22 protein-coding genes are annotated in these 21668 nt (G+C 58.5%); 13 read left to right on the top strand and 9 right to left on the bottom strand.

Annotation, left to right across the window (positions count from 1 at the left end; all coding sequences use genetic code 11):
• The 11 genes from ACR0J7_RS15425 to ACR0J7_RS15375 all read left to right on the top strand — a co-directional run.
• The coding region (locus ACR0J7_RS15425; RefSeq protein WP_480914833.1) for a COG4223 family protein at positions 1 to 1099 on the top strand (1099 nt) is incomplete at its 5' end.
• A gap of 10 nt (positions 1100 to 1109) precedes the next feature.
• A complete protein-coding gene (locus tag ACR0J7_RS15420) occupies positions 1110 to 2603 on the top strand; it encodes a heme biosynthesis HemY N-terminal domain-containing protein (RefSeq protein WP_480914831.1) in 1494 nt (497 codons plus the stop codon).
• Positions 2604 to 2688: 85 nt separating this feature from the next.
• Entirely contained in the window at positions 2689 to 3777 is a 1089-nt protein-coding gene (locus ACR0J7_RS15415) for an MHYT domain-containing protein (RefSeq protein ID WP_480914829.1), read from the top strand.
• A gap of 139 nt (positions 3778 to 3916) precedes the next feature.
• Positions 3917 to 4750 carry an FAD binding domain-containing protein gene (locus tag ACR0J7_RS15410; protein WP_209505219.1) on the top strand — a complete coding sequence of 278 codons (834 nt, stop codon included), beginning with the start codon at positions 3917 to 3919 and terminating at the stop codon, positions 4748 to 4750.
• A 14-nt stretch (positions 4751 to 4764) separates the two neighbouring features.
• Positions 4765 to 5259 (top strand): (2Fe-2S)-binding protein, encoded by a 495-nt coding sequence (locus tag ACR0J7_RS15405; RefSeq protein ID WP_480474462.1) that lies wholly within the window; start codon positions 4765 to 4767, stop codon positions 5257 to 5259.
• Positions 5256 to 7673, top strand: coding sequence for an aerobic carbon-monoxide dehydrogenase large subunit (locus tag ACR0J7_RS15400; RefSeq protein WP_480914827.1), 2418 nt, complete (start codon positions 5256 to 5258; stop codon positions 7671 to 7673). The genes ACR0J7_RS15405 and ACR0J7_RS15400 overlap by 4 nt, the downstream gene beginning before the upstream one ends.
• Before the next feature lie 105 nt (positions 7674 to 7778).
• Positions 7779 to 8645 carry an AAA family ATPase gene (locus ACR0J7_RS15395; RefSeq protein ID WP_480487920.1) on the top strand — a complete coding sequence of 289 codons (867 nt, stop codon included), beginning with the start codon at positions 7779 to 7781 and terminating at the stop codon, positions 8643 to 8645.
• Positions 8645 to 9835 carry a vWA domain-containing protein gene (locus tag ACR0J7_RS15390; protein ID WP_480914825.1) on the top strand — a complete coding sequence of 397 codons (1191 nt, stop codon included), beginning with the start codon at positions 8645 to 8647 and terminating at the stop codon, positions 9833 to 9835. The genes ACR0J7_RS15395 and ACR0J7_RS15390 overlap by 1 nt, the downstream gene beginning before the upstream one ends.
• A 13-nt stretch (positions 9836 to 9848) precedes the next feature.
• Positions 9849 to 10661 (top strand): XdhC family protein, encoded by an 813-nt coding sequence (locus ACR0J7_RS15385; protein ID WP_480914824.1) that lies wholly within the window; start codon positions 9849 to 9851, stop codon positions 10659 to 10661.
• Positions 10662 to 10760: 99 nt separating this feature from the next.
• Positions 10761 to 11213, top strand: a complete 453-nt coding sequence (locus tag ACR0J7_RS15380; protein ID WP_480494999.1) for an SRPBCC family protein — start codon at positions 10761 to 10763, stop codon at positions 11211 to 11213.
• 263 nt (positions 11214 to 11476) lie between these two features.
• Positions 11477 to 11701 (top strand): hypothetical protein, encoded by a 225-nt coding sequence (locus ACR0J7_RS15375; RefSeq protein WP_267367879.1) that lies wholly within the window; start codon positions 11477 to 11479, stop codon positions 11699 to 11701.
• 30 nt (positions 11702 to 11731) lie between these two features.
• On the opposite strand, the gene ACR0J7_RS15370 is transcribed toward ACR0J7_RS15375, so the two are convergent.
• Genes ACR0J7_RS15370 through ACR0J7_RS15350 form a run of 5 tightly spaced genes read right to left on the bottom strand, consistent with a single transcriptional unit; the run spans position 11732 to position 15938 of the window.
• Positions 11732 to 12274 (bottom strand): DUF3833 domain-containing protein, encoded by a 543-nt coding sequence (locus ACR0J7_RS15370; protein ID WP_480487914.1) that lies wholly within the window; start codon positions 12272 to 12274, stop codon positions 11732 to 11734.
• Positions 12271 to 12888 carry a DUF3833 domain-containing protein gene (locus ACR0J7_RS15365; protein ID WP_480487912.1) on the bottom strand — a complete coding sequence of 206 codons (618 nt, stop codon included), beginning with the start codon at positions 12886 to 12888 and terminating at the stop codon, positions 12271 to 12273. The genes ACR0J7_RS15370 and ACR0J7_RS15365 overlap by 4 nt, the downstream gene beginning before the upstream one ends.
• Positions 12885 to 14108: an MFS transporter gene (locus tag ACR0J7_RS15360; RefSeq protein WP_480914822.1), complete on the bottom strand. Its 1224-nt coding sequence runs from the start codon at positions 14106 to 14108 to the stop codon at positions 12885 to 12887. Before ACR0J7_RS15360 ends, ACR0J7_RS15365 begins: the two co-directional genes overlap by 4 nt.
• On the bottom strand, positions 14108 to 14653 hold the full coding sequence (locus ACR0J7_RS15355) for a hypothetical protein (protein WP_480898761.1): 546 nt from the start codon (positions 14651 to 14653) through the stop codon (positions 14108 to 14110). Before ACR0J7_RS15355 ends, ACR0J7_RS15360 begins: the two co-directional genes overlap by 1 nt.
• Positions 14607 to 15938, bottom strand: a complete 1332-nt coding sequence (locus ACR0J7_RS15350) for an NAD(P)/FAD-dependent oxidoreductase (protein WP_480898764.1) — start codon at positions 15936 to 15938, stop codon at positions 14607 to 14609. Before ACR0J7_RS15350 ends, ACR0J7_RS15355 begins: the two co-directional genes overlap by 47 nt.
• A 152-nt stretch (positions 15939 to 16090) precedes the next feature.
• On the opposite strand from ACR0J7_RS15350, the gene ACR0J7_RS15345 reads away from it, so the two are divergent.
• A complete protein-coding gene (locus tag ACR0J7_RS15345) occupies positions 16091 to 16816 on the top strand; it encodes an SDR family NAD(P)-dependent oxidoreductase (protein WP_480898766.1) in 726 nt (241 codons plus the stop codon).
• A 3-nt stretch (positions 16817 to 16819) separates the two neighbouring features.
• On the opposite strand, the gene ACR0J7_RS15340 is transcribed toward ACR0J7_RS15345, so the two are convergent.
• Both ACR0J7_RS15340 and ACR0J7_RS15335 read right to left on the bottom strand, forming a co-directional pair.
• Positions 16820 to 18472 (bottom strand): DUF6504 family protein, encoded by a 1653-nt coding sequence (locus tag ACR0J7_RS15340; protein WP_480898768.1) that lies wholly within the window; start codon positions 18470 to 18472, stop codon positions 16820 to 16822.
• A gap of 66 nt (positions 18473 to 18538) precedes the next feature.
• Entirely contained in the window at positions 18539 to 18829 is a 291-nt protein-coding gene (locus tag ACR0J7_RS15335; protein ID WP_267364411.1) for an I78 family peptidase inhibitor, read from the bottom strand.
• A 130-nt stretch (positions 18830 to 18959) separates the two neighbouring features.
• Here ACR0J7_RS15335 and ACR0J7_RS15330 point away from each other — a divergent pair, with 130 nt between their 5' ends.
• Positions 18960 to 20072 carry an S-(hydroxymethyl)glutathione dehydrogenase/class III alcohol dehydrogenase gene (locus ACR0J7_RS15330; protein WP_480506583.1) on the top strand — a complete coding sequence of 371 codons (1113 nt, stop codon included), beginning with the start codon at positions 18960 to 18962 and terminating at the stop codon, positions 20070 to 20072.
• A 58-nt stretch (positions 20073 to 20130) separates the two neighbouring features.
• Here ACR0J7_RS15330 and ACR0J7_RS15325 read toward each other — a convergent pair whose 3' ends face one another.
• Both ACR0J7_RS15325 and ACR0J7_RS15320 read right to left on the bottom strand, forming a co-directional pair.
• Positions 20131 to 21069, bottom strand: a complete 939-nt coding sequence (locus ACR0J7_RS15325) for a DMT family transporter (protein WP_480494993.1) — start codon at positions 21067 to 21069, stop codon at positions 20131 to 20133.
• Positions 21070 to 21222: 153 nt separating this feature from the next.
• Positions 21223 to 21636 carry a group III truncated hemoglobin gene (locus ACR0J7_RS15320; RefSeq protein ID WP_480538448.1) on the bottom strand — a complete coding sequence of 138 codons (414 nt, stop codon included), beginning with the start codon at positions 21634 to 21636 and terminating at the stop codon, positions 21223 to 21225.
• Positions 21637 to 21668 lie beyond the last annotated feature (32 nt).

Raw genomic sequence — 21668 nt, 5'->3', positions numbered from 1 at the left:
CGAAGCCGAAGCCGAAGCCGAAGCCGAAGCCGAAGCCGAAGCCGAAGCCGAAGCCGAAGCCGAAGCCGAAGCCGAAGCCGAAGCCGAAGCCCCGGTCACTGAAAAGACCGTCGAACGCGTAGTTGAAAAACGTGGCGGTTTCGTTCCGGCCCTGTTGGGGGGCGCGCTGGCTGCCGTTGCAGGTTTCGCGCTGGGCAACGGAGGGCTGTTGCCAACCAGCCCGGACAACTCGGGAGCGCTGGCAGAGCTGGAAGCAAAGCTGACAGAGCAGTCGGACCAGATCGCCAAACTGTCACAGGCGCTTGCAAACAGCCCTGATGTGTCTGGACTGGCAGATCAGGTCAAAACGTTGTCGGACAAGCTGACACCGGTTGAAGGCGACCTGAGCACGGTAAAATCCTCGGTCGATGCGCTGTCCGGTCAGGTCGCGCCATTGACGGACCGGATCGCTGCGCTGGAAAAAGCCCCGATTGCCTCCACTGCCTCGCCCGAGGCAACCGCCGCGTTTGAGGCGGAACTGAAGAAACTTCAGGATTCGCTGGCAGCGCAACGGGCTGAAGTCGAAAAAATGGTTTCGGACGCTCAGGCCCTTGAAGCGAAAGCCTCGGCAGAAGCACAAGCCGCAACGAATGCTGCCACTCTGGCGCGCCTGCGTGGGCAGCTGGATACCGGCCAGCCTTTTTCGGAACTGGTTGCTGAATTGAAGGCAGGCGGCGTGAATGTGCCGGACGCCCTGTCCGGCCCGTCGGAAAAAGGCGTGGAAACACTGACCGCGCTTCGGGCGTCGTTCGAGCCTGCGGCGCGAGATGCATTGGCCGAGGCGCGCGAGGCTGAAAAAGGAACGGGTTTGGTCGCCTTCCTGCAACGCCAAACGGGCGCCCGTTCCGTCACGCCTCAGGAAGGTGATGGTCCAGACGCTGTTCTGTCGCGCGCGCAGGCTGCGCTGGCAGATGGCGACCTGACCAAAGCGTTGAATGAACTGAAATCACTTCCCGAAGTGGCGCGGGCTGCGATGGCCGATTGGGAGCAGGCGGCCGGGATACGAGCCGCCGCCGTTGACGCCGTGAATACGCTGGCTTCCAGCCTGAACTCGAACTGAAGGACCTGCCATGCTGTGGTCATTGTTTAAGATCCTCGTTTTTGTTGCGATTATCGGCCTGCTGGCGCTGGGCGGTCACTTCCTGATGCAAACCAGTGGTGGGGTGCAGATCACGGTCGCGGGCACGGAATTCACCCTTGGGCCGCTTCAGTCGGTGATTGCGCTGGGTGTTCTGGTATTTGCGGTCTGGCTGTTCTTCAAACTGCTCAGCCTTTTGGTTGCGACGCTCAAATTCCTCAACGGCGACGAAACCGCCCTGTCGCGTTATTTCGACCGCAGCCGGGAACAGCGCGGCTATCAGGCGCTGGCCGATGGGTTGATGGCGTTGGCCTCGGGCGAGGGGCGCATTGCCATGACCAAGGCCAGTAAAGCCGAAAAGCTGTTGAACAAGCCGGAACTGACGGATCTACTGGTGGCGCAGGCTGCCGAGATGACGGGTGACACCAAGAAAGCTTCGGACACCTACAAGAAACTGGTGACAAACAGTGCGACCCGGTTTGTCGGGGTGCGTGGTATCATGAAACAGAAGCTTGCCGAAGGGGATGATGAAACCGCCCGCAAGCTGGCCGAAAAGGCACTGGCCATCAAACCGCGCCACGAAGAAACACAGGATGTTCTGCTGAATTTGCAGACCAAGGCGCAGGATTGGGCCGGTGCCCGGTCGACGCTGACGTCCAAATTGAAAGCAGGGTATCTGCCGCGCGACGTATTCAAACGCCGCGATGCGGTTCTGGCACTGTCCGAAGCCAAAGGAATCCTGGATGAGGGCGCAACTGTCGAGCAACAGGAGCGCGCGATCGAAGCCAATCGCCTGTCGCCCGATCTGGTGCCTGCCGCCGCAATGGCGGCCCGCGCGTATATCGCCAAGGGGAAGTCCCGGGCAGCGACCAAGATCCTGAAAAAAGCGTGGGAGGTTCGTCCGCATCCGGATCTGGCCCATGCCTTTGCCGAGATCGAGCCGGATGAAACCCCGGAACAAAGGGTCAGGCGTTTCACGGCACTGACCCGCGTTCATCCTGAAAACATGGAAACTCGTTTGATCCTGGCCGAGCTGAACATTGTGGCCGAAGACTTTCCCGAAGCCCGCCGTGCCTTGGGTGATGTTGTCGAAAAACGAGGTGATGCGCGGGCCTATACATTGATGGCTGCCGTTGAGCGCGGCGAGGGTGCCACGGACGCTGTTGTCCAAGGTTGGCTTGCCAAGGCACTGAACGCGCCGCGCGGCCCGCAATGGGTGTGCGACAACTGTCATGACATTCAACCCGAATGGGGACCTGTCTGTCAGAACTGCCACAGCTTCGATACGCTCAGCTGGCAGACGCCACAGACACCCGAGATTTCAACAGCAACTGGGGTTCACATGTTGCCCCTGATCGTCGGTGCACTTGAAAACCAGACTGAAGAACCCGAAACAGTCGAGCCTGCGGAAGACGACGATGTGGTTGAAGTCACAGTGGATGCCGTAGAGGTCGCGGACGATGCAGAGGCTCAGAAACAGGTCTGAGCCCTGCTGTTGCTAACTGTGAATTGTCGCAATCAATTCGGTTTGCTAACGTCATCCTCGCGTCGGGGAGGGCGTTCAAATCCAAATGCTGGACTACTCTCACAACACTTGGTTGGTGGTGGCTTCGCTTGCCGTGGCGCTCATGGCCGGGTTCACGGGTCTGTACCTGACGCATGGCGCGTCCAGGCTGGATAGCCAGCGACGCAAGTTCGTGGTGGCATTGGCCGCTGTCATTCTGGGCGGCGGCATCTGGTCGATGCATTTCGTGGCGATGCTGGGGCTGCAACTGCCAATCCTGTTCTACTATGATGCCCTGATCACCCTGATGTCGGCACTGGTCGCGATCCTGATGGTAGGGCTGGCGTTGCTGCTGCTGCATTTCCGACCGCGTTCGGTTCAGACGATGATCGGATCTGGTGTGGTTGTCGGACTGGGCATCGTCGCGATGCACTATGTCGGGATGGCTGGTATGCAGCTTTGCCGCCCCGTCTATGATGTTTTCGACGTTGCTCTGTCAGCGCTGGCATCGGTAATCTTGTCGGTGTCTGCAATTTGGGTGGCTTATGGCAACCGGACTCAACGAAACATCCTGCTCGGCACGGTTTGTTTCGGGCTGGCGGTGTTCACCATGCATTTTGTTGCCACGGGCCTTACGGATTTCGTCGCGAGCGACAGCCTCGGTGGTGCGGGTCCTGCGCTGGATAATCAGGTTTTGGCAATGGGGGTGACGGTATCCGTCTTTCTGATCTGTGGTGCTTTCCTGTTGACCGGTATCACGTTCATAGAGCCAAAGCCCGTGACTGCACTTGCCTCGGGACCTGTGTTGGAACCCGCCCCAATGCGCGCTGGTGTTCCGTATGAGCGCGAAGGCCAGACCTTATTTGCTCATCCCGCCCGGATCGCCGCAATTCGGGCCGAAGGGCATTACACGGTTCTCTATATGGATGCAGAGAAACTGTTCTGCCCCTGGTCGATCACCGATGCGGAAACGCGGCTTTTGCCCGAAGGGTTCCTGCGGGCGCATCGCAGTTATCTGGTGAACCCGAAACACGTCTCGCGCTTTGAACGTCACAAGGACAACGGCACCTGTTATTTCGATGGTGTTGACGCGTTGAGCAAGGTACCGGTCAGCCGGTCCCGCCTGACAGATATTCGCGAAGCACTGGGGGTGTAGGCGCAACTCGTGCAGTTCTTTCGCATTTCGTGAAACAAGCCTCGCGCTCCGTTTTCCTTAACTGGATCAGTTGAATCCACCGTTCTTTCCTTACCTCAGGTCCCCCAAGGCATATCGCCCGGACCCAGGGAGGAAAAACATGATACCAGCCGGCTTTGAGTATCACCGGCCAGGCGACATTGCCTCGGCCATCGGCATTCTACAGGAATATGGCGACGAGGCGCGCGTGATCGCGGGTGGGCACAGCCTGATCCCGATGATGAAGCTTCGGATGGCCGAGATGGGTCATCTGGTCGATCTTCAGGCCATTGAAGAACTAAAGGGGATAGAGGTCGGGCCTGACACCGTTACTTTGGGCGCGATGGTCACGCAGCACGAACTGATCACCCACAGCGGTCTGGCCGAAGCCATTCCGCTGATCCGCGAGGCGGCACTTCAGATTGCGGATCCGCAAGTGCGGTACATGGGCACTGTCGGTGGCAATGTAGCCAATGGTGACCCGGGCAATGACATGCCGGGTCTGATGCAATGCTTGAACGCCTCGTTCGAATTGTCCGGCCCGGACGGGAACCGGACAGTTGCCGCGCGTGATTTTTATGAGGCCGCGTATTTCACTGCCCGCGAAGACGAAGAAATCCTGATCCGGATTTCGATCCCTGTACCGGGTGCAGGCGTGGGGCAGGCCTATCAAAAGCAGAAGCGCAAGATAGGGGATTATGCGACCGCCGCGGCGGCTGTGATGGTTGGCAACGGTCAGGCCTCGGTTGCGATGACCAATCTGGCCGACACGCCCATCTGGTCGGATGAGGCCAGCACCGCGCTGGCCGGGGGTGATGTCGAAGGGTGCGTTGCCGCAATGCTAGACGCAATCGATCCGGTCGCTGATAATCGCGGCCCCGTCGAATTCAAGAAACACGTGGCAGCCGTGGTGCTGCGCCGCGCCATCGACCGTGCGCAAAGCCGCGCGGGCTGAGGGGGAGGGAACCAATGTCGAAAATGCATGTCAAACTGACCGTAAACGGCAAGCAGGTTGAAGGTCTGGCCGAGCCGCGCACGCTGCTGATCCACTTCCTGCGGGAAGATCTGAAAATCACCGGCCCGCATATCGGGTGTGAAACCAGCCATTGCGGTGCCTGCACGGTGGATATCGACGGCAAGTCGGTCAAATCCTGCACCGCCTTTGTAGCGCAGGTAAACGGTGCTGAGATCACAACCGTTGAGGGGCTGACCAATGATGATGGCAGCCTTGGAGTGTTGCAGGAAATGTTCCGCGAACATCACGGGCTGCAATGTGGGTTCTGCACGCCGGGCATGATCACCCGGGCGCATCGTCTGCTGCAGGAAAACCCGAACCCGACCGAGGAGGAAATCCGTTTCGGCATGGCCGGAAACCTGTGCCGCTGCACGGGATACCAGAATATCGTCAAAGCGATCTCGGCCTCGGCTGATTTGCTCAATGCACAGAAGGAGGCCGCGGAATGACCGACCAGACCCTGACCCCCGAAGAACGCGCTGCCAACCTTAAAGGTATGGGCTGCACCCGAAAGCGCGTCGAGGACGTGCGTTTCACTCAAGGCAAGGGTAATTACGTTGATGACATCAAGCTGGACGGGATGCTGTTTGGCGATTTTGTGCGCTCCCCCTATGCCCATGCCCGCGTCGTCAGCGTGAACAAAGAGGCGGCCTTGGCACTGCCCGGCGTGATCGCCGTTTTGACCGCCGAAGACCTGTCGCCTTTGGGATTGCACTGGATGCCGACACTGGCCGGTGACAAGCAGATGGTGCTGGCCGATGGCAAGGTGTTGTTTCAGGGCCAGGAAGTTGCCTATGTCGTGGCCGAAGACCGCTATGTCGCGGCAGATGCCGTTGAACTGGTCGAGGTCGAATACGAAGAGCTTCCAGTCATCACGGACCCGTTCGAATCGTTGAAGTCGGACGTGGTGCTCCGCGAAGACCTGGAAGGTCAGACCGAAGGCGCACATGGACCGCGTAAACATCACAACCACATCTTTACGTGGGAACAGGGCGACAAGGACGCGACCGAAGCCGTGCTGGCCGAGGCTGACGTGGTCGCCGAAGAGATGATCTATTACCACCGCACCCACCCGTGCCCGCTTGAGACCTGCGGTTGCGTGGCGTCGATGGACAAGGTGACTGGCAAGCTGACGCTTTACGGGACGTTCCAGGCCCCTCATGCAATCCGGACAGTAGTGTCGCTGATTTCGGGGCTGGCCGAGCATAATATCCGCGTGATCAGCCCCGATATCGGTGGTGGGTTTGGCAACAAGGTGGGGGCCTACGCAGGCTATGTGTGTTCGGTGGTGGCCTCGATCGTTACCGGCAAGCCGGTGAAATGGGTCGAGGACCGGATGGAAAACCTGATGTCCACTGCCTTTGCCCGCGACTACTGGATGCAGGGGAAGATTGCTGCCACCAAGGAAGGCAAGATCACTGGATTGTGGTGTCACACCACTGCGGATCATGGCGGTTTCGACGCTTGTGCCGACCCGACCAAATTCCCTGCCGGGTTCATGAATATCTGCACCGGGTCTTATGACATCCCGACTGCCTATCTGGCGGTGGATGGTGTCTATACCAACAAGGCGCCGGGCGGTGTGGCCTATCGCTGTTCCTTCCGCGTGACCGAAGCCGCCTATTTCATCGAACGCATGATCGAGGTTCTGGCCATCAAGCTGAACATGGATGCGGCCGAGTTGCGTCGGATCAACTTCATCAAGGCAGATCAGTTTCCCTATCAATCCGCGCTGGGCTGGGAATATGACTCGGGCGATTATCACACCGCTTGGGACAAAGCGCTGAAGGCTGTGAACTATGAGGGTCTGCGGGCGGAACAGGCGCAGCGGATCGCGGATTTCAAGGAAGGAAAAACGCGCAAGCTGCTGGGCATCGGCCTGACGCATTTCACGGAAATCGTCGGAGCCGGACCGGTGAAGAACTGCGATATCCTCGGGCTGGGGATGTTCGACAGCTGCGAGATTCGCATTCATCCGACCGGATCAGCGATTGCGCGGCTGGGGACGATCAGTCAAGGGCAGGGCCACGCCACAACCTTTGCCCAGATCATCGCCAGTGAAATCGGCCTGCCCGCCGATGACATCACGCTGGAAGAGGGTGACACGGATACCGCGCCTTACGGGCTTGGGACCTATGGATCCCGGTCCACTCCGGTCGCTGGCGCGGCCACGGCAATGGCGGCCCGCAAAATTCGGGCAAAAGCCCAGATGATCGCGGCCTATCTGCTGGAGGTACACGACAATGACGTCGAATGGGACGTGGATCGCTTTGCTGTCAAAGGCGCGCCGGAGCGGTTCAAGACCATGAAGGAAATCGCATTCGCCGCCTATAATCAGGCCATTCCTGGGCTGGAGCCGGGTCTGGAGGCCGTCAGTTACTATGACCCGCCCAATATGACTTATCCGTTCGGAGCCTATATCTGTGTCATGGAGATTGACGTGGATACTGGTGAATGGGAAGTCCGGCAGTTCTATGCGCTGGATGACTGCGGTACTCGGATCAACCCGATGATCATCGAGGGGCAGGTCCATGGGGGTGTGACCGAGGCACTGGCCATCGCGATGGGTCAGGAGATTGCCTATGATGACATGGGCAATGTGAAAACCGGTACGCTGATGGACTTTTTCCTGCCAACCGCGTGGGAGACGCCGAACTATACCACTGACCATACGGTGACCCCATCCCCGCACCATCCGATTGGCGCAAAGGGTGTGGGGGAAAGCCCGAATGTCGGCGGTGTGCCTGCGTTCTCGAACGCAGTGCATGACGCGTTCCGGCCTTTTGGGTTGGTGCAGAGCCATATGCCGCACGATCACTGGCGGATTTGGAAGATTGCCAATGGTCTGGGGATGCATGGGTGATTGGGATCGGACCGGCTGTTGCCGGTCCGACTGGACGGAGGGGGCTCTGCCCACTCCGAACCTCCCCCGGGATATTTGGGGCCAGATGAAGATAGGATCCTGGTTTTGACCTTGAACGACGTGCAGAACGGGTTGGCCGAGCAGGGCTATGTTGCCGATGATCGGTTGGTCATGGCGCTGCATCTGGCGCAGAAACTTGGGCGCCCGTTGTTGCTGGAGGGGCCGGCGGGTGTGGGGAAAACCGAAGTTGCGAAAGCGGTGGCAGCCTGGCGCGATACGCGATTGATACGTCTGCAATGCTACGAAGGTCTGGATGCCAGTCATGCCATCTATGAATGGAACTATCAGCGACAGCTATTGGCGATCCGGGCGAGCGAAGCGCAAGGCGGCGTCGCGGAGGCGCAGCTGTTTTCGGATGAATATTTGCTGAAAAGGCCTTTGTTAGAGGCTATCTCGGAAACGAAACCTCCGGTTCTGTTGATTGATGAGATTGATCGGGCGGATGAGGAGTTCGAAGCCTATCTTCTGGAAATCCTGTCAGACTTTCAGATCACCATACCCGAGTTGGGAACGGTGCAGGCACATGTGCGGCCTGTCGTCATTCTGACGGCCAACGGGACGCGGGATTTGTCGGATGCGCTGCGCAGAAGGTGTTTGTACAGCTTTCTTGACTATCCTTCGAGGGAGACCGAACTGGCAATCCTGCGGGCGCGACTGCCTGAAATCGAGGGGATTCTGGCGCGTCAGATCATCGGTGTTGTACAGGCGCTGCGTCAGGAAGATCTTGAGAAGAAACCGGGCATCGCCGAAATGCTGGATTGGGCAGCAGCCCTGTCCGGGTTGGGTGTCAATGATCTGGCCAAATCCCGCGAAGACGTCCAGGCGACGCTGGTGTGTTTGCTGAAAACTGCCGCAGATTACAATGCGGCACCGCCCGAGGTGATGGATCGCCTGATTGGAAAGGTCGCGTGATGCAGGTTACGCGCTTTCCCTCTCGGGCCTCGGGTCTTGCCGACCGTATGTCGGGTTTCATAGCGCATTTGCGAATGAACGGTATGCAATTGGGGGCGTCGGATGCGGGGGACGTGCTTGCCGCCTTGTCCGAAGTGGATGCAACGGATGCCAAACAGGCCCGGCAAGCCATGTGCGCGGTATTGACCGGAGATGCGGAAGATTGGCGCCGATTTGATGAACTGTTCGACGCCTATTGGTTCAACGCTGGCGCACAGCGTTCGGGAAAAGCGAAAAACAAGCATGTGCGGGTGCAGTCCGCCAAGCCAATGATCTGGCAGACCAGAACTCAGGGTGAGGACGAACCACGATCCGGGTCGGAGCAAGAGGCCACTCTGCCTGACTGCGGTGAAGGGGAAGCCGAAGGGGTGGACGGCAAGTTGATCGCCACGCGAACGGCCAACCTGTCACGCCGGGACTTGCGAGAGTTAATGGACGAAGAGGCCCTAAAGCAGGCTGAAACAGCCGCGCTGACCTTGGCGCGGGCTTTTCGGGACAGGCGATCGCGCCGCCGGAAACGGGCGTTACGCGGGGCTGTTCTGGACATGCGCCGAATACAGCGCGCCAGTCTGGCGCGAGGCGGTGAGCCGCTGGACCTGTATCGCCGAGCGCGGCCGCCGCGCCCGATGCAGATTGTGGCATTGTGCGACGTGAGCGGCTCGATGACCGTGTACTCACGTGTGTTTCTGGCTTTCCTGAAAGGGTTGATCGGCAGCGGGATCAAAGCAGATGCGTATTTGTTTCACACGCGATTGATGCGGGTGACAGATGCGTTACGCGACCATGATACTCTCCGGGCCGCGGGTCGATTGTCGCTGATGGCCGAAGGCTTCGGCGGCGGCACCGATATTTCCGGCAGTCTTGAGCGATTTCTGTCGGGATACGGCGCGCGGACACTGAACGGGCGTACTGTCGTTCTGATCCTGTCGGACGGATATTGCAGTTCTGATCCGCAGGCTCTGGGGGATGTGCTTGCACGTATCAGGCGCAAGGCACGCCGTATCGTCTGGCTGAACCCCTTGAAGGGCTGGAAGGACTATCAACCAATTGCGGCAGCGATGCAGGCGGCTGAACCCTATCTGGATGCGCATTTGCCGGCCAATACACTGGATGCATTGGCGGCGCTTGAGCCGCAGTTCCAAAAGCTGTGAAAGGAGTCTGACCTTGGCGAATTTCGACATTTTTGACACTATCGATCAACTGCGCGGAACCGGAGAGGCATTTTGTGTGGCGACGGTTTTGCGCACGGCGGATGCGACTTCGGCCAAAGCTGGGGGGAAGGCGGCGATTACCCGGGCGGGTGAAATTCTGGGGCATCTTGGCGGGGCTTGTGTGCAGCGCGCAGTCCGGGCCGCGGCGCAACAAGCTTGGACGTCCGGGGTGCCGCAGATTATCCGTGTCAAACCTTCGGAAAAGGTGGTGAAAATGACCGATCCCGATGGTGTGCAAACGTTCAGAAGTGGGTGCCCGTCCGGCGGTACCGTTGATCTATTGGTCGAGCCCTATCAACACGCGCCCCGGCTGGTGATTTTCGGCGAGGGGTTGATTGCCAAAGCTCTGGCGGCGCATGGATCCTTGGCGGGGTTTCGTACGGTTGTCGAGGATGGGCTTGATATTGCTGGAAACCATGTGCGGTTCGCCTTGGAACAGGTCGATGTGTTGGGCGTGGAGCCGCGGGACTATGTCGTGGTGGCTGCGCAGGGGCGCAGCGATGCGTCCGCCTTGAAGGCTGCATTGGAAACCGATGCGGCACGCGTGTCGATGGTGGCCAGTCGCCGCAAGGCAGCTGCCCTGACTGCAAAGCTTATCGCCCAGGGATTGGACCCTTTGAAGGTTGAGCGCCTGAAATCTCCGGCGGGCTTGGACATATATGCCATAGACCCGCATGAGATCGCCCTGTCGATTTTGGCTGAGATCGTGATGTGGCGGAACGGTGAAAAGGCAGCAAAGGTGTCGCATGATGAAAAGCTTGCTTGAACGCCTTTACCGCATGTGGCCTGCGTGGCTGGAACAAAGGATAGCCAAGGTTGCAACGTGCGTATTCCGAAGATGTTGTTGAACAAAGGAAAGACCTGAATGGAACTGACTGATGAAATCCGTATCGCAGCGCCACGGGACGTCGTTTACCGCGCGCTTAACGATCCCGACATATTGATGGAATGCATCCCGGGATGTGAGGAACTGACGCAGAAATCACCAACCGAGCTTGAGGCGAAAGTTGTTCTGAAAATAGGCCCGGTCAAAGCGCGCTTTGCAGGTGAGGTCACATTGGACACGGCCAATGCACCAAACGGGTTCTCTTTGATGGGTGAAGGCAAGGGCGGGGCGGCTGGATTTGCCAAGGGCGGCGCAGACGTATCGTTGACCGAAGAAGGGGACGAAACCGTGCTGAAATACAAGGCGAAGGTTGATGTTGGTGGCAAGATTGCTCAGCTCGGCAGTCGGTTGATTGCGGGAACCGCCAAGAAGTTGTCGGCAAAGTTTTTTACGCGGTTCGGAGAGATCGTGTCAGAGCAGTCGGCTGCATGATCCGGAGCTTTCCATAGCCGAGAGGTTATCAAAGCAGGGACCACTGTCGACAAGGCGGGGAAACCCGCCGTCAACCGAAGGAGCGGCAATCGGCGGTATCTGCAAATTCTCAGTCAAGACAACGCTCTTCAGCGAGAGCTGCGAACACGCCTGTCAACGGAGGGTTGAAAATTGGGTTCCGCCCATAAAAAATTGGCTTTTCCCGAAATAACCGGTAGATTTTCTGTAAAAGGTGGAAAACACCGGAGGCAGTAAGAGAGCAGATGTCACAGGCAAAAACTCGTGTTTTGCGGACCACGATACCTGCCGGTCTTGTAGGCAAACGGGACGGTCTTTTTTTCTTGTGGGGCGAGATTGAGCGCGCCCGTTTGAAAATTGAAGACGGAGCCCACCACGACTCTGCAACGCCAGATGGGCCAAATGTAAACATGGCAGACGCAGCAAGGCGTCTGGTACAGGTGCCGGTGGACGAGTTCATATTTTATTGATGGGCAACGTCTGGATGGAAATAGCGGAATCTATTCTTTTTCAAAGATCAGGATAACTTCGCCGAGGCGTATGCCAAAGCGTGAGACGTAAGCGCGGTTTAACAGACGGTCCTCGGTCAGCAGCCACATCCAATCGTCAAAACTGACGCGCATCGTGCCATCTTTGACAGGCAGGTCAATCTTGTATTTCCAGTTGAAGGTGTCGCCCCTCTCGGTCCCGCTGGCGGTTCCCAGCACACCGGGCGCAGTACCAGTCCACGTGTCATCGCCAGTCTTTGTCAGCGTCCAGATGCGCTGTTCGGTTGCGCCGTCGTCGTAGATAAAATCCTCGACCAGTGTCAGGGTTTCCCCGTCCCATGTGCCGTCGATATCGACTTCAAATCTGCGTGGAACATTCCCCAACACATCCTGAAACTGCCCGTAAGCCACGGTCTTTCCGTCGAAGAATTCCTCGAGGTTCAGTTGCCGTTCAGACAGAAAGGTTGTCGGAACCTTCGGTTTGCCAGAGCAGGCAACCAGAAGTGCAAAGCTTGCGACGGAAACGCATGTAATCAGAGAGCGACCTGTGATCATTGCACCAGCCGCCTTTCTGAAGTGGTGCTATACTCATTTGCGCCACCTACGTGGATCGGATGTGATTTGGGGGTCGGGCGCATTGTTGCAACGAGCTCAGCAACCTTGATGCCAAACTTACGCATCTCGGAACGATTCATAATGACGCCATGTTCTGTCAGATACATCCAGTCTGTAACATCCAGTGTGTGTCCTCCTGCGTCTTTGGGCAGAATGATCCTGTAGGTCAGCTTGATCGTTGCGCCGGATATCGTGCCGTGACCTTCGCCAACGATATCCTCTGCCGTTGCCGTGAACGTATTTCTGGTGCCTAGCGTCAGATACCATTTACGGTTCATCTTTTTGCCATTTGAGTACGTGAAGAACTCGGAAAGTGTGCCGGTGTTCCCATTCCACTCACCGATCATGCGGGCCACAAAGCTGTTCGACATCCTGCCATTGGGGCCATAGATCAGACCCTCGGACAGGATTTCACCGTTCAGATGCCTTTTCAGCGAAAAGATGGGCCCAGTACCGGCATAGTCTGACGGGGTCTGCGCACGAAAGCTCAGCAGTCGGGCGCGGAAAAACATTGCAATCAGCAGAGCCAGCAGGATGATGGCGAAAGCATTCATTTGCTTGTGACCTCGGTTGGCAGGGTCAGGACCATTCCAAAGGCCCCAAGTTTCAGGATGCAGGGCAGCACCGCGTAGGCGAGATTGAGTGTATCAAGCGCTTGGGCGGAATTGGTTTGACCGGGGGTGAAGCCACTGCGCTCCAGCAATGGCAGGGTAAAAAAGGCTGCCAGGGCCAGGCCCAGCTTGCCAGCAAAGGACCAGATACCAAACGCTGTGGACGCGTTAAGACCAGCTCGGGTCAATGTGACCGAAAACATGGCGGGCAGCACGACCATATCCGCGCCCAGAGCGGCACCCGAGGCGAGGCAAATCACCGCAAAACCGGTGAGGTTCCCAGCGCTCAGTGTGGCGGCACCGATAAATCCCGCGATGGAAAGCGGCATTGCAATCATCAGTGTCTGTTTCGGGCCAATTTGGTTACTGAGTTTTGCCCAAAGCGGCACGCTTACGCCCGCGCTGAGGAAAAACAGGATCAACAGTGGCCCGGCTTTACCCTGCAATTGCAATCGGTCCTCTACGAAAAATAAAAACAGGGTCGATGTAATGGCCACGGGTAGGCTGTTGATCAAAGCCAGCACCAAAAGACGCAAACCTCCGGCCTGGCCCAGGCTTGAGAAAGACAGACCGGATCCGGTGATTGCGGGCCGCCGCCAGATCGGAACGGTCAACAAAAGGGTTGCGACCGATAGCAGACCCAGAAACAGACCAAACGCGGGATAGCCTTGCGCGTGGGCTCCGACAGCAACAAAAAGGGCAGGGGCACTTGCCGCGATGATAACGCCTGTCAGTTGTCCGCCTTCCCGATAAGCGGCGAGTGTCATCAACTCCTTCGCGTCAGCGCGTTTCGCCAGCGTCGCACTTCGCCCGTAGAGCAGGATAGTCCCCAGGCTATAAGCCGAAAACAACAGCATCAGAAGAACAACCAGCGTCAGCACATCTGTTCCCTGTTGCAGGCTGAACAGCACCGGGAATCCAATGGCAAGGCCGAGTGCTGCCATGGACGCAAAGACAAGCTGGCCACCGGGCCATCTGTCTATCGCCCAACCGATCAGTGGGTCCTGTACCAGATCGACCAATCGGATCATCAGCAAGACGGTGCCAATCACCCCCAGTCCAATGCCCAGATTCACCGCCGCAAAACGCGGTAGATGAATGTATAGCGGGATGCCCGCCGCAGCGAGCATCAGCGCGTATAAGCTGACCCGAGGGTAAAGCATCAATTTCCCTGAAGCATTTGGGTGAAGGACGCCGACCGCGTGTTTTCGCCAAGAAAAACCGACATGAAACTGCGTTTGATGCCCGGATATGCCATTGTGCAGGTCTTTCGACCGTTCAGCCAGAAACTGACCTTGTCTGGCCCGTCGGACACCGCCAGATAGCTGTCACCCTTGGTGACACCTTTAAAACATACATCCAGTTGGTCGCCAATCGGGGCAGGGTGGCCGACGCGTTTCATCTCGTCGAGCGTCGAGTTGACCAGCGCATTCTTCTTGATGCTTTTACGGTATGTCAGCTGAAGCCCGAAATCTTCACTCCAACTAAATGACGCACCTTTGGGTGTGTAAAGTTTGGCGTCGTAGATCGGAAACCCGAGATAGCGGAAGGTTGCAGTGCCAAGAAGCTGTGCACCATCCAACTCTTCCGTCACAGGCGAGGCAATCAACCCAGTGGGGGCCAGCAAGGAAAGGCTCAGAAGGGTCGCGCGCAGCATCCCGCTATTCGGCGGCAACAGAGATGGCCGGATCTTGTCCAAGAATGGCATAATCAGCTCCGATCATTTGCGGGGTGCCATTTATCCGCTCAACAACATGCATCGCGCTGGCAATCCCGTCTTCGTGAAATCCGTGCCGGTTATACGCACCGGCGAACCAAGTTCGGTTCTGTCCCTGTATCTCGCGAATATGCCCCTGTGCTTTCAGGGCGGCTTTGTCGAATACCGGGTGGGCAAATTCGACCTGATCATAGATTTTATCCTCAGGAACCTCTGTCGAGGCGTTCAGCGTCACAAAAAGCGGGTCGTTGTCCGGTATGTTCTGCAGTCGGTTCATCCAATATGTAACGCCTACGTCTCCGGCCTGTGATCGATAGGTCCAGCTGGACCAGCACGCACGCCGCTTTGGCATCTGGCCAGGATCACAATGCAGGGTGGCAGTGTTGGGTTGGTACCGAATTGCGCCTAGCGCAGCGGTTTCCGCCGGGGTGGCATTCCCGCCCAAAATGGCAAGCGACTGGTCAGAATGGGTGGCCAGGATGATCTCATCAAACTGATCCACCGCACCCTGACTGCGGACCGTAACACCTGTCTCACTCCGGGAAATGTTCTGAACCGGACTAGCCAAACGGATTGCCGCCCCTCTTGTCCGCAGGGCGGCATCGATCCGGCGGACATATTCGATACTGCCACCTTTTACTGTGTACCACTGGTGTTGATTTGCGCGGCCACTGGCCAGAAGGGCGTGATTTCGAAAGAACTGTACCAATGAGCGTGCAGGGAACTGATCCACCAGCTCAACCGGAGTTGACCAGATCGCCCCACACATGGGCATCAGATAGTTGTGGCGGAACCAGTGTCCCAGCCGAAGCTGATCCACCAGCTCACCAATCGTGGTGTCGTCGTCTCTTGCAGCCTCCGGAGCCTTTTTGCCAAAGCGCAGAATGTCGGCAATCATCTTGTAATAGGCGGGGCGCGCAAGATTGCGTCTCTGCGCGGTCAGGGTGCGCAGATTGTTCAACCCATATTCGATACGACCATTGTCGATTGTCGCGCCAAAACTCATTTCGCTTTCGATCACGGGAACATTGAGCTGATTAAAAAGTCGGGTCAGAAAAGGATAGGTTGCGTAGTTGAAGACGATGAAACCGGTATCCACCGGTTGATCGCCGTTCTTCCCGGCCATGACAGTGCGGGCATGGCCACCTAAACGCGGTTCCGCCTCATAGAGGGTCACGTCGTTGTTTTCTGAAAGGTAGTAGGCGGCTGAAAGGCCTGAAATACCTGCACCAATAACCGCGATTTTCTTCCGTACACCCTGGGTTTCGTCGAACATTCCAGCCTCGTTATGTGGTTCTTAGAATGAAATACGCGGGGTAGGTGCAGTTGGATCAATCCGGTTGGAAGTTTTACCAGAGGTGCGATCCCGTTTGATCCAATTGCGTCACGGGCCCGTAGAATATGAAACATGACTGAATCGGCCCGCGCATGAGCAGCATTGACGGAAAAACCTATTGGATCATCGGCGCAAGCGAAGGTTTGGGTCGTGCTTTGGCCAATGCGCTAAGCGACAGAGGCGCGCATTTGATCTTGTCGGCGCGTAGTTCTGAACGTTTGGCTAACATCTGCTCCGAGCTTCCCAATGCCCGCGCGATCCGGTTCGATGTCACTGATTTAGACTCTGTTCGCGGGGCTGTGGCCGAGGCGGGTCTGGTCGATGGGCTGGTTTACAATGCCGGCGCGTATGACCCCGTGCGCTCGGCGGATTGGGATACAGAAGCGTCGCTCAGGATGGGTGATGTGAACTATCTGGGTGCTTTGCGTGTGTTGGGTGAAACCGTTCCGGACCTTGTCAAGGCAGGTCGGGGGGATATTACGCTGATCGGGTCGCTCGCGGGCTATCACGGGTTGCCAGCGGCCATCGGATATGGGGCCAGCAAGGCGGCGCTGATTTCCCTGGCGGAAACGATGCGCCATGATCTGGCAGGCACCGGCGTGACCGTGCGGATCATTAATCCCGGCTTCATCAAGACCCGACTGACTGAGAAAAACAGCTTCAGGATGCCCATGCTGATGAGCCCCGAGGATGCGGCGGGTCGTGTGCTCAAGGCGATGTCGCGGCGCCGTTTTCGTACGGATTTTCCTGCACCGTTCTCGTGGTTTATCCGTCTGATTGACTATCTGCCGGATCTGTTGGTGTACCGAGGGAAATAGACCCTAACCAAACTGCCCGTGACAGAACCAGCCTGCAGACATGGTTCCGCCATGGCCGTAAAACAGCCACAACCGCTCGCCCTGCTGTGTCACCACAACCCAGTAGTCCCGCACGCCGCTGCGCCAGTTCGGGTCATCCAGCCACCATTCCGGTGCGATCCGTTCCGGGCCGGTGGCCTGCGCCAGCTGCCAGTTACGCCCGCGCCAGCGAAAGGCGCTGGGCACGTCAGGGGTTTCCGGTGCCATCACCGGCTCAGGCTGCCACATCAGCAGGGGGCGGGGGCGTGGCGGCGCAGGCCAGTCGCGGGCAGGTTCCGACCATGCCGCCGCCAGCGTTTGCGCCGTTTTCTCAGGGATGTGCGAGGCCGCGGGATGGCGCCGGGTGATCGCCTCAAGCCCCACCCGCGCGCCCAGCTTGCCGATCAGATCATCCACGGCGGTGTTGCCCGCCAGCCGGTTGCGGGCCACACGGCGGGCTTCGGCATGGCCGGCCACGGTACGGGCGTGGATGGGTTCTGTCTGAACCGCCTCAAGCCGCAGCATGTCGATGCCGTAGCCTGCGTCGATCTTGTCAACTTTCATCTCTAACAAAGGGCGAATGCGGTATTTATCGTAAGTTGGGCGGGCCAGGCCGACCTCGATAACCTCAGCTGCCTGATCGGCGCGGTGCGCCTCCAGCCGCAGGGTGCGGGCACCGCGCCCCTTTTCTTCCAGCTTGGTGCAAAGCGTTGGCAGAACCCGATCAACCGCAGCCATGACATCCTCAACCAGACCAATCGGGTTGGGCAGGGTCATCCGCACCGCGAAATGGTGCGGCGGGCGGGCGGGCGAAACAGGCTCGGGCGCGCTGCCCATGGCCTGATCCAACCGCAGAACCAGCCCGCGTCCAAACCTCCGCGCAAGGCTGGCGCGGGGTTGACCCAGCAGATCGCCGATGCGGCGCAGGCCCAGACGGTTCAGCTGCACGACAACCTGATCTTCCAATCGCAGCGCGGCGATAGGCAGGGGGCTGAGTGCGCCATAAGATTGACCCGGCGGTGCGATCCGCGCGCCTCCACCCAGGGCCCTCACTTGCGGCGCGGTGCCGCCTTTGGTCCAGTGCCGCCGTTTGCCCGCCCGGGCGCGGGTGGCACGGGCCTCCTGACTGATGGCGTCGCCATTGCGGTCGGATGTGGCCGCCTGCCCCGCATAGCGCGCCAAAGCCCAGGCTGCGCCCAGCGTGTCGGCGATACCCATTTGTACGCTGAGACCCATATCCGCGCAGTCGGTTTCAAGAACGTTCAGCAACGCCTCCTCTCCGCCAAACAGATGGGCGCAACCTGACAGATCGACGATCAGCCCGTCCGGGGCCTCTTCGGCCACCCATGGGCTGAACTTTCCCGCCCAGCGACGCAACGCGGCCAGGAACGCGGCTTCGGCCGGGGCGTTACGGTGCCGCGTGATCAGGTTGGCACACATGGCATGAGCATCCCGCACCGGCTGGCCGATACGCAGCCCGGCAGCCTGCGCATCGGCATTCACCGAGGTAATAACCTGCATGTTCGACTGTTCGGCCACGATGGCCAAAGGCCCGGTATGCAGCCCCCGCGCAGCGCGGATCAGCCGTTCAGCCCCCAGACGGGGGAACCATAGCGAAAGTATTCGGCGTTTGGGCATTTGCAGGCATCACAATGTTCTTACTTTGTTCTTAAATGAGAATCGATGCCTGAGTCGAGTCCGCCCTTATCCGCAGGTCAGCCGCAGGATGATCCCGTCGCCATTCACGTACACGTTCAGCCGGTCGATGCGGTAATCCTGTGTGGCGATGCCATCCGGGCCCAGCACGCGCGACCGTGCGGGCAGGTTTGCCTGAATGTTCGAAACCGGCTGGCCAACGGTATCGGAAAAATCTTCTCCCTGACAAAAGGCCAGATCGACCGGGGCAGGTTCCGGCGGCAGCAAAGCGTCTTCGGGCGCGGGCGGGGTTTCAGCACAGGCCGCCAGAAAGAACAGGATCGGGAAAAATCGGTGCATTGGCGTTCCTCATTCTGGCAATGTCGTTTCTGCAATATCAATTAATTAGCCAACCTGCCATGAAAGCACGGTTGAAAACACCCTGTAATTGACGCAGGGTCGGGGCAAAAGTGACAGGGAGATAAGTAGCATGCGTACCCGTGCCGCCGTCGCCATTCAGGCAGGCAAACCTTTGGAAGTGATGGATGTGAACCTCGAAGGCCCCAAGGCGGGCGAGGTTCTGGTCGAGATCAAGGCCACCGGTATCTGTCATACCGACGAATTCACCCTGTCGGGTGCCGACCCCGAAGGCTTGTTCCCGGCCATTCTGGGCCATGAAGGCGCAGGCGTGGTGGTTGAAGTGGGTCCGGGCGTAACCAGCCTGAAGTCGGGCGATCATGTGATCCCGCTTTACACGCCGGAATGTCGCGAGTGTGAATACTGTCTGCACCCCAAGACCAACCTGTGTCAGGCGATCCGGGAAACCCAGGGCAAGGGTCTGATGCCCGATGGCACCTCTCGTTTCTCGACCTTGGATGGCGATCCGATCCTGCACTACATGGGCTGCTCGACCTTCTCGAACCACACAGTTCTGCCTGAAATCGCCCTGGCCAAGGTGCGCGAGGACGCGCCGTTCGACAAGATCTGCTATATCGGCTGTGGTGTCACGACCGGTATCGGCGCGGTCATCAACACCGCCAAGGTGGAAATCGGCAGCCGCGCAATCGTGTTTGGTCTGGGCGGTATCGGCCTGAACGTCATTCAGGGTCTGCGTCTGGCCGGAGCAGACCAGATCGTCGGCGTCGACCTGAACCCCTCCAAAGTGGAAATGGCCACCAGGTTCGGCATGACCGACTTCGTGAACCCGTCCGAGGTTGAAGGCGATCTGGTGCCGTATCTCGTCAACCTGACCAAGGGCGGTGCGGATTATACGTTTGACGCCACAGGCAATGTCGGCGTGATGCGCGCAGCACTTGAATCGGCGCATAAGGGCTGGGGCGAATCCATCATCATCGGCGTGGCACCTGCAGGGGCCGAAATCTCGACCCGGCCATTCCAGCTGGTTACCGGTCGTTCATGGCGCGGTACCGCGTTCGGCGGCGCACGTGGGCGCACGGATGTGCCCAAGATCGTCGACTGGTACATGGAAGGCAAAATCGAGATCGACCCGATGATCACCCACACCATGGGTCTGGACGACATCAACCACGGCTTTGACCTGATGCATAAGGGCGAAAGTATCCGTTCGGTGGTTATCTACTAAGAGTAAAATCCACAGTTTTCTAACCACGGCGCGCTGATCGGCGCGCCGTTTTTTAGACCTACTTTCCAGGCCGTGTTGCCCCTGTGTCTGCCCGGGGTGAACGAACCCGCAGAACCGGGGTGTTGACCGAGGTGGTGTTGGCCCGGCTTTCTCGCCAAACAACATAGACACCGGATGCGATGATGATGCTGGCACCGACGGCGACCCAGATGTCAGGGCGCTCGTCGAAGAAGATCATGCCAAACAGCGTCGCCCAGATGATCTGGCTGTACTGGCTGGGGGCGACGACACCGGCGGGTGCGGCGCGGTAGGCCAGAATGATCAGGTGTTGGGCGATGACCGAGAACACCCCGACCAGCGCCATCATCGCCAGGTGCAGCAGGGAAGGCGGCTGATATACAGCCGGTTGGGCAAGGCTCATCACAACGATGGCCAATAGCATCGGATAGAGGATCAGCACGGCCGAGCGTTCCTCATTCCCGATCTTGCGCACAAGGACCGAGGCGAAGGCGCTGCAAAAGGCGGCCATCAGGGCGGCCATATGGCCTAGTGTGATATCCGTTGCACCGGGGCGCAGAACGATCAGGACGCCAATTAGGCCGACGCCAACCGCAGCCCAGCGCTGGACGCGGACCACTTCACCCAGTATCGGGATCGACAGTACCGTGACGATCAGCGGGAAAGAAAACAGCAGGGAATAGACCTCGGCCAGTGGCAGAACCGAAAACGCGTAAAATGCGCAGGACATGGCCGTAACCATCAGGCCCGAGCGCAGCAATACCAGCCATGGGTGATGCGGCAGAAAGTTTCCCGTCGTGCGGTCGGTCAGGATCGTGACGGCCATTGGAACGAACGAAAACAGCGTGGCGAAAAAGATGATCTGCATCACTGAATAGGTGCCGCCCAGCACCTTGATCAGCGCGTCGTGGCTGGCAAAGACGGCAAATCCCAGAAATGCATAGCCAAGCCCCCGCAGGGTGTTGTTTTGAGCACTCATCAATCCGGCCTCGGCCTATGTTGGTATGGTGACGATACATCATAGCAGCGCAGGCAGGGTTCCCGGCTGTCCGTAGTGCTGCTTAACCCTATTCCGAGGGCGCGAATAGCCCTTATTTTATCGCTAACATCGCATGGCCGCCATGATCCGGGATCATCGCAGGATCGGCGGCGCGTCTTTGGGCTGTCGTGCGGATTGGACACCTGCCTTCATGCCGACACCGATGCGGCGGGCCAAGGCGACCCACGGTGTGGCCGTTTCCGCGGGCAGGGTCCGGGCGGCGACCTCCTCGAACAGATCCAGCCAATGGGCAAAGAATTCCGGTTTCACATCGGGCCGTTCGATATGGACCCGTTGCGGATTGCCGTCATAGCAGCGCTCATACAGGATGGCATTGCGCCAGAAGGCGGCGATCTTGTCTTCATGCGCGGACCAGTCGGTGACGTGGTTTGCGAATACGGGTCCAAGAACCGCGTCTTGCCGGACACGGGCATAAAAGGCGCGAACTTGCGCGTTGATTTGCTCGGGCGTCGCGGGAAAGCGCGGGGGAAGGATGGGTCTGGTCATGACGGCCTGAATTTCGCCTCTGTTTTTTGGCA

The sequence above is a fragment of the Ruegeria sp. O4 genome (assembly GCF_056535125.1).
Note: the sequence above shows the minus strand (reverse complement) of the source record. Positions and strands in the feature narration are given on the sequence as shown.

Bases quoted from the DNA above. Each gene is read 5' to 3' on its own strand.
- ACR0J7_RS15325 (WP_480494993.1), bottom strand. From the start codon at position 21,069: ATGAGTGCTCAAAACAACACCCTGCGGGGGCTTGGCTATGCATTTCTG.
- ACR0J7_RS15340 (WP_480898768.1), bottom strand. From the start codon at position 18,472: ATGCCCAAACGCCGAATACTTTCGCTATGGTTCCCCCGTCTGGGGGCT.
- ACR0J7_RS15410 (WP_209505219.1), top strand. From the start codon at position 3,917: ATGATACCAGCCGGCTTTGAGTATCACCGGCCAGGCGACATTGCCTCG.
- ACR0J7_RS15360 (WP_480914822.1), bottom strand. From the start codon at position 14,108: ATGCTTTACCCTCGGGTCAGCTTATACGCGCTGATGCTCGCTGCGGCG.
- ACR0J7_RS15390 (WP_480914825.1), top strand. From the start codon at position 8,645: ATGCAGGTTACGCGCTTTCCCTCTCGGGCCTCGGGTCTTGCCGACCGT.
- ACR0J7_RS15345 (WP_480898766.1), top strand. From the start codon at position 16,091: ATGAGCAGCATTGACGGAAAAACCTATTGGATCATCGGCGCAAGCGAA.
- ACR0J7_RS15320 (WP_480538448.1), bottom strand. From the start codon at position 21,636: ATGACCAGACCCATCCTTCCCCCGCGCTTTCCCGCGACGCCCGAGCAA.
- ACR0J7_RS15415 (WP_480914829.1), top strand. From the start codon at position 2,689: ATGCTGGACTACTCTCACAACACTTGGTTGGTGGTGGCTTCGCTTGCC.
- ACR0J7_RS15420 (WP_480914831.1), top strand. From the start codon at position 1,110: ATGCTGTGGTCATTGTTTAAGATCCTCGTTTTTGTTGCGATTATCGGC.
- ACR0J7_RS15405 (WP_480474462.1), top strand. From the start codon at position 4,765: ATGTCGAAAATGCATGTCAAACTGACCGTAAACGGCAAGCAGGTTGAA.
- ACR0J7_RS15365 (WP_480487912.1), bottom strand. From the start codon at position 12,888: ATGAATGCTTTCGCCATCATCCTGCTGGCTCTGCTGATTGCAATGTTT.
- ACR0J7_RS15370 (WP_480487914.1), bottom strand. From the start codon at position 12,274: ATGATCACAGGTCGCTCTCTGATTACATGCGTTTCCGTCGCAAGCTTT.
- ACR0J7_RS15400 (WP_480914827.1), top strand. From the start codon at position 5,256: ATGACCGACCAGACCCTGACCCCCGAAGAACGCGCTGCCAACCTTAAA.
- ACR0J7_RS15335 (WP_267364411.1), bottom strand. From the start codon at position 18,829: ATGCACCGATTTTTCCCGATCCTGTTCTTTCTGGCGGCCTGTGCTGAA.
- ACR0J7_RS15380 (WP_480494999.1), top strand. From the start codon at position 10,761: ATGGAACTGACTGATGAAATCCGTATCGCAGCGCCACGGGACGTCGTT.
- ACR0J7_RS15355 (WP_480898761.1), bottom strand. From the start codon at position 14,653: ATGCCATTCTTGGACAAGATCCGGCCATCTCTGTTGCCGCCGAATAGC.
- ACR0J7_RS15330 (WP_480506583.1), top strand. From the start codon at position 18,960: ATGCGTACCCGTGCCGCCGTCGCCATTCAGGCAGGCAAACCTTTGGAA.
- ACR0J7_RS15350 (WP_480898764.1), bottom strand. From the start codon at position 15,938: ATGTTCGACGAAACCCAGGGTGTACGGAAGAAAATCGCGGTTATTGGT.
- ACR0J7_RS15375 (WP_267367879.1), top strand. From the start codon at position 11,477: ATGTCACAGGCAAAAACTCGTGTTTTGCGGACCACGATACCTGCCGGT.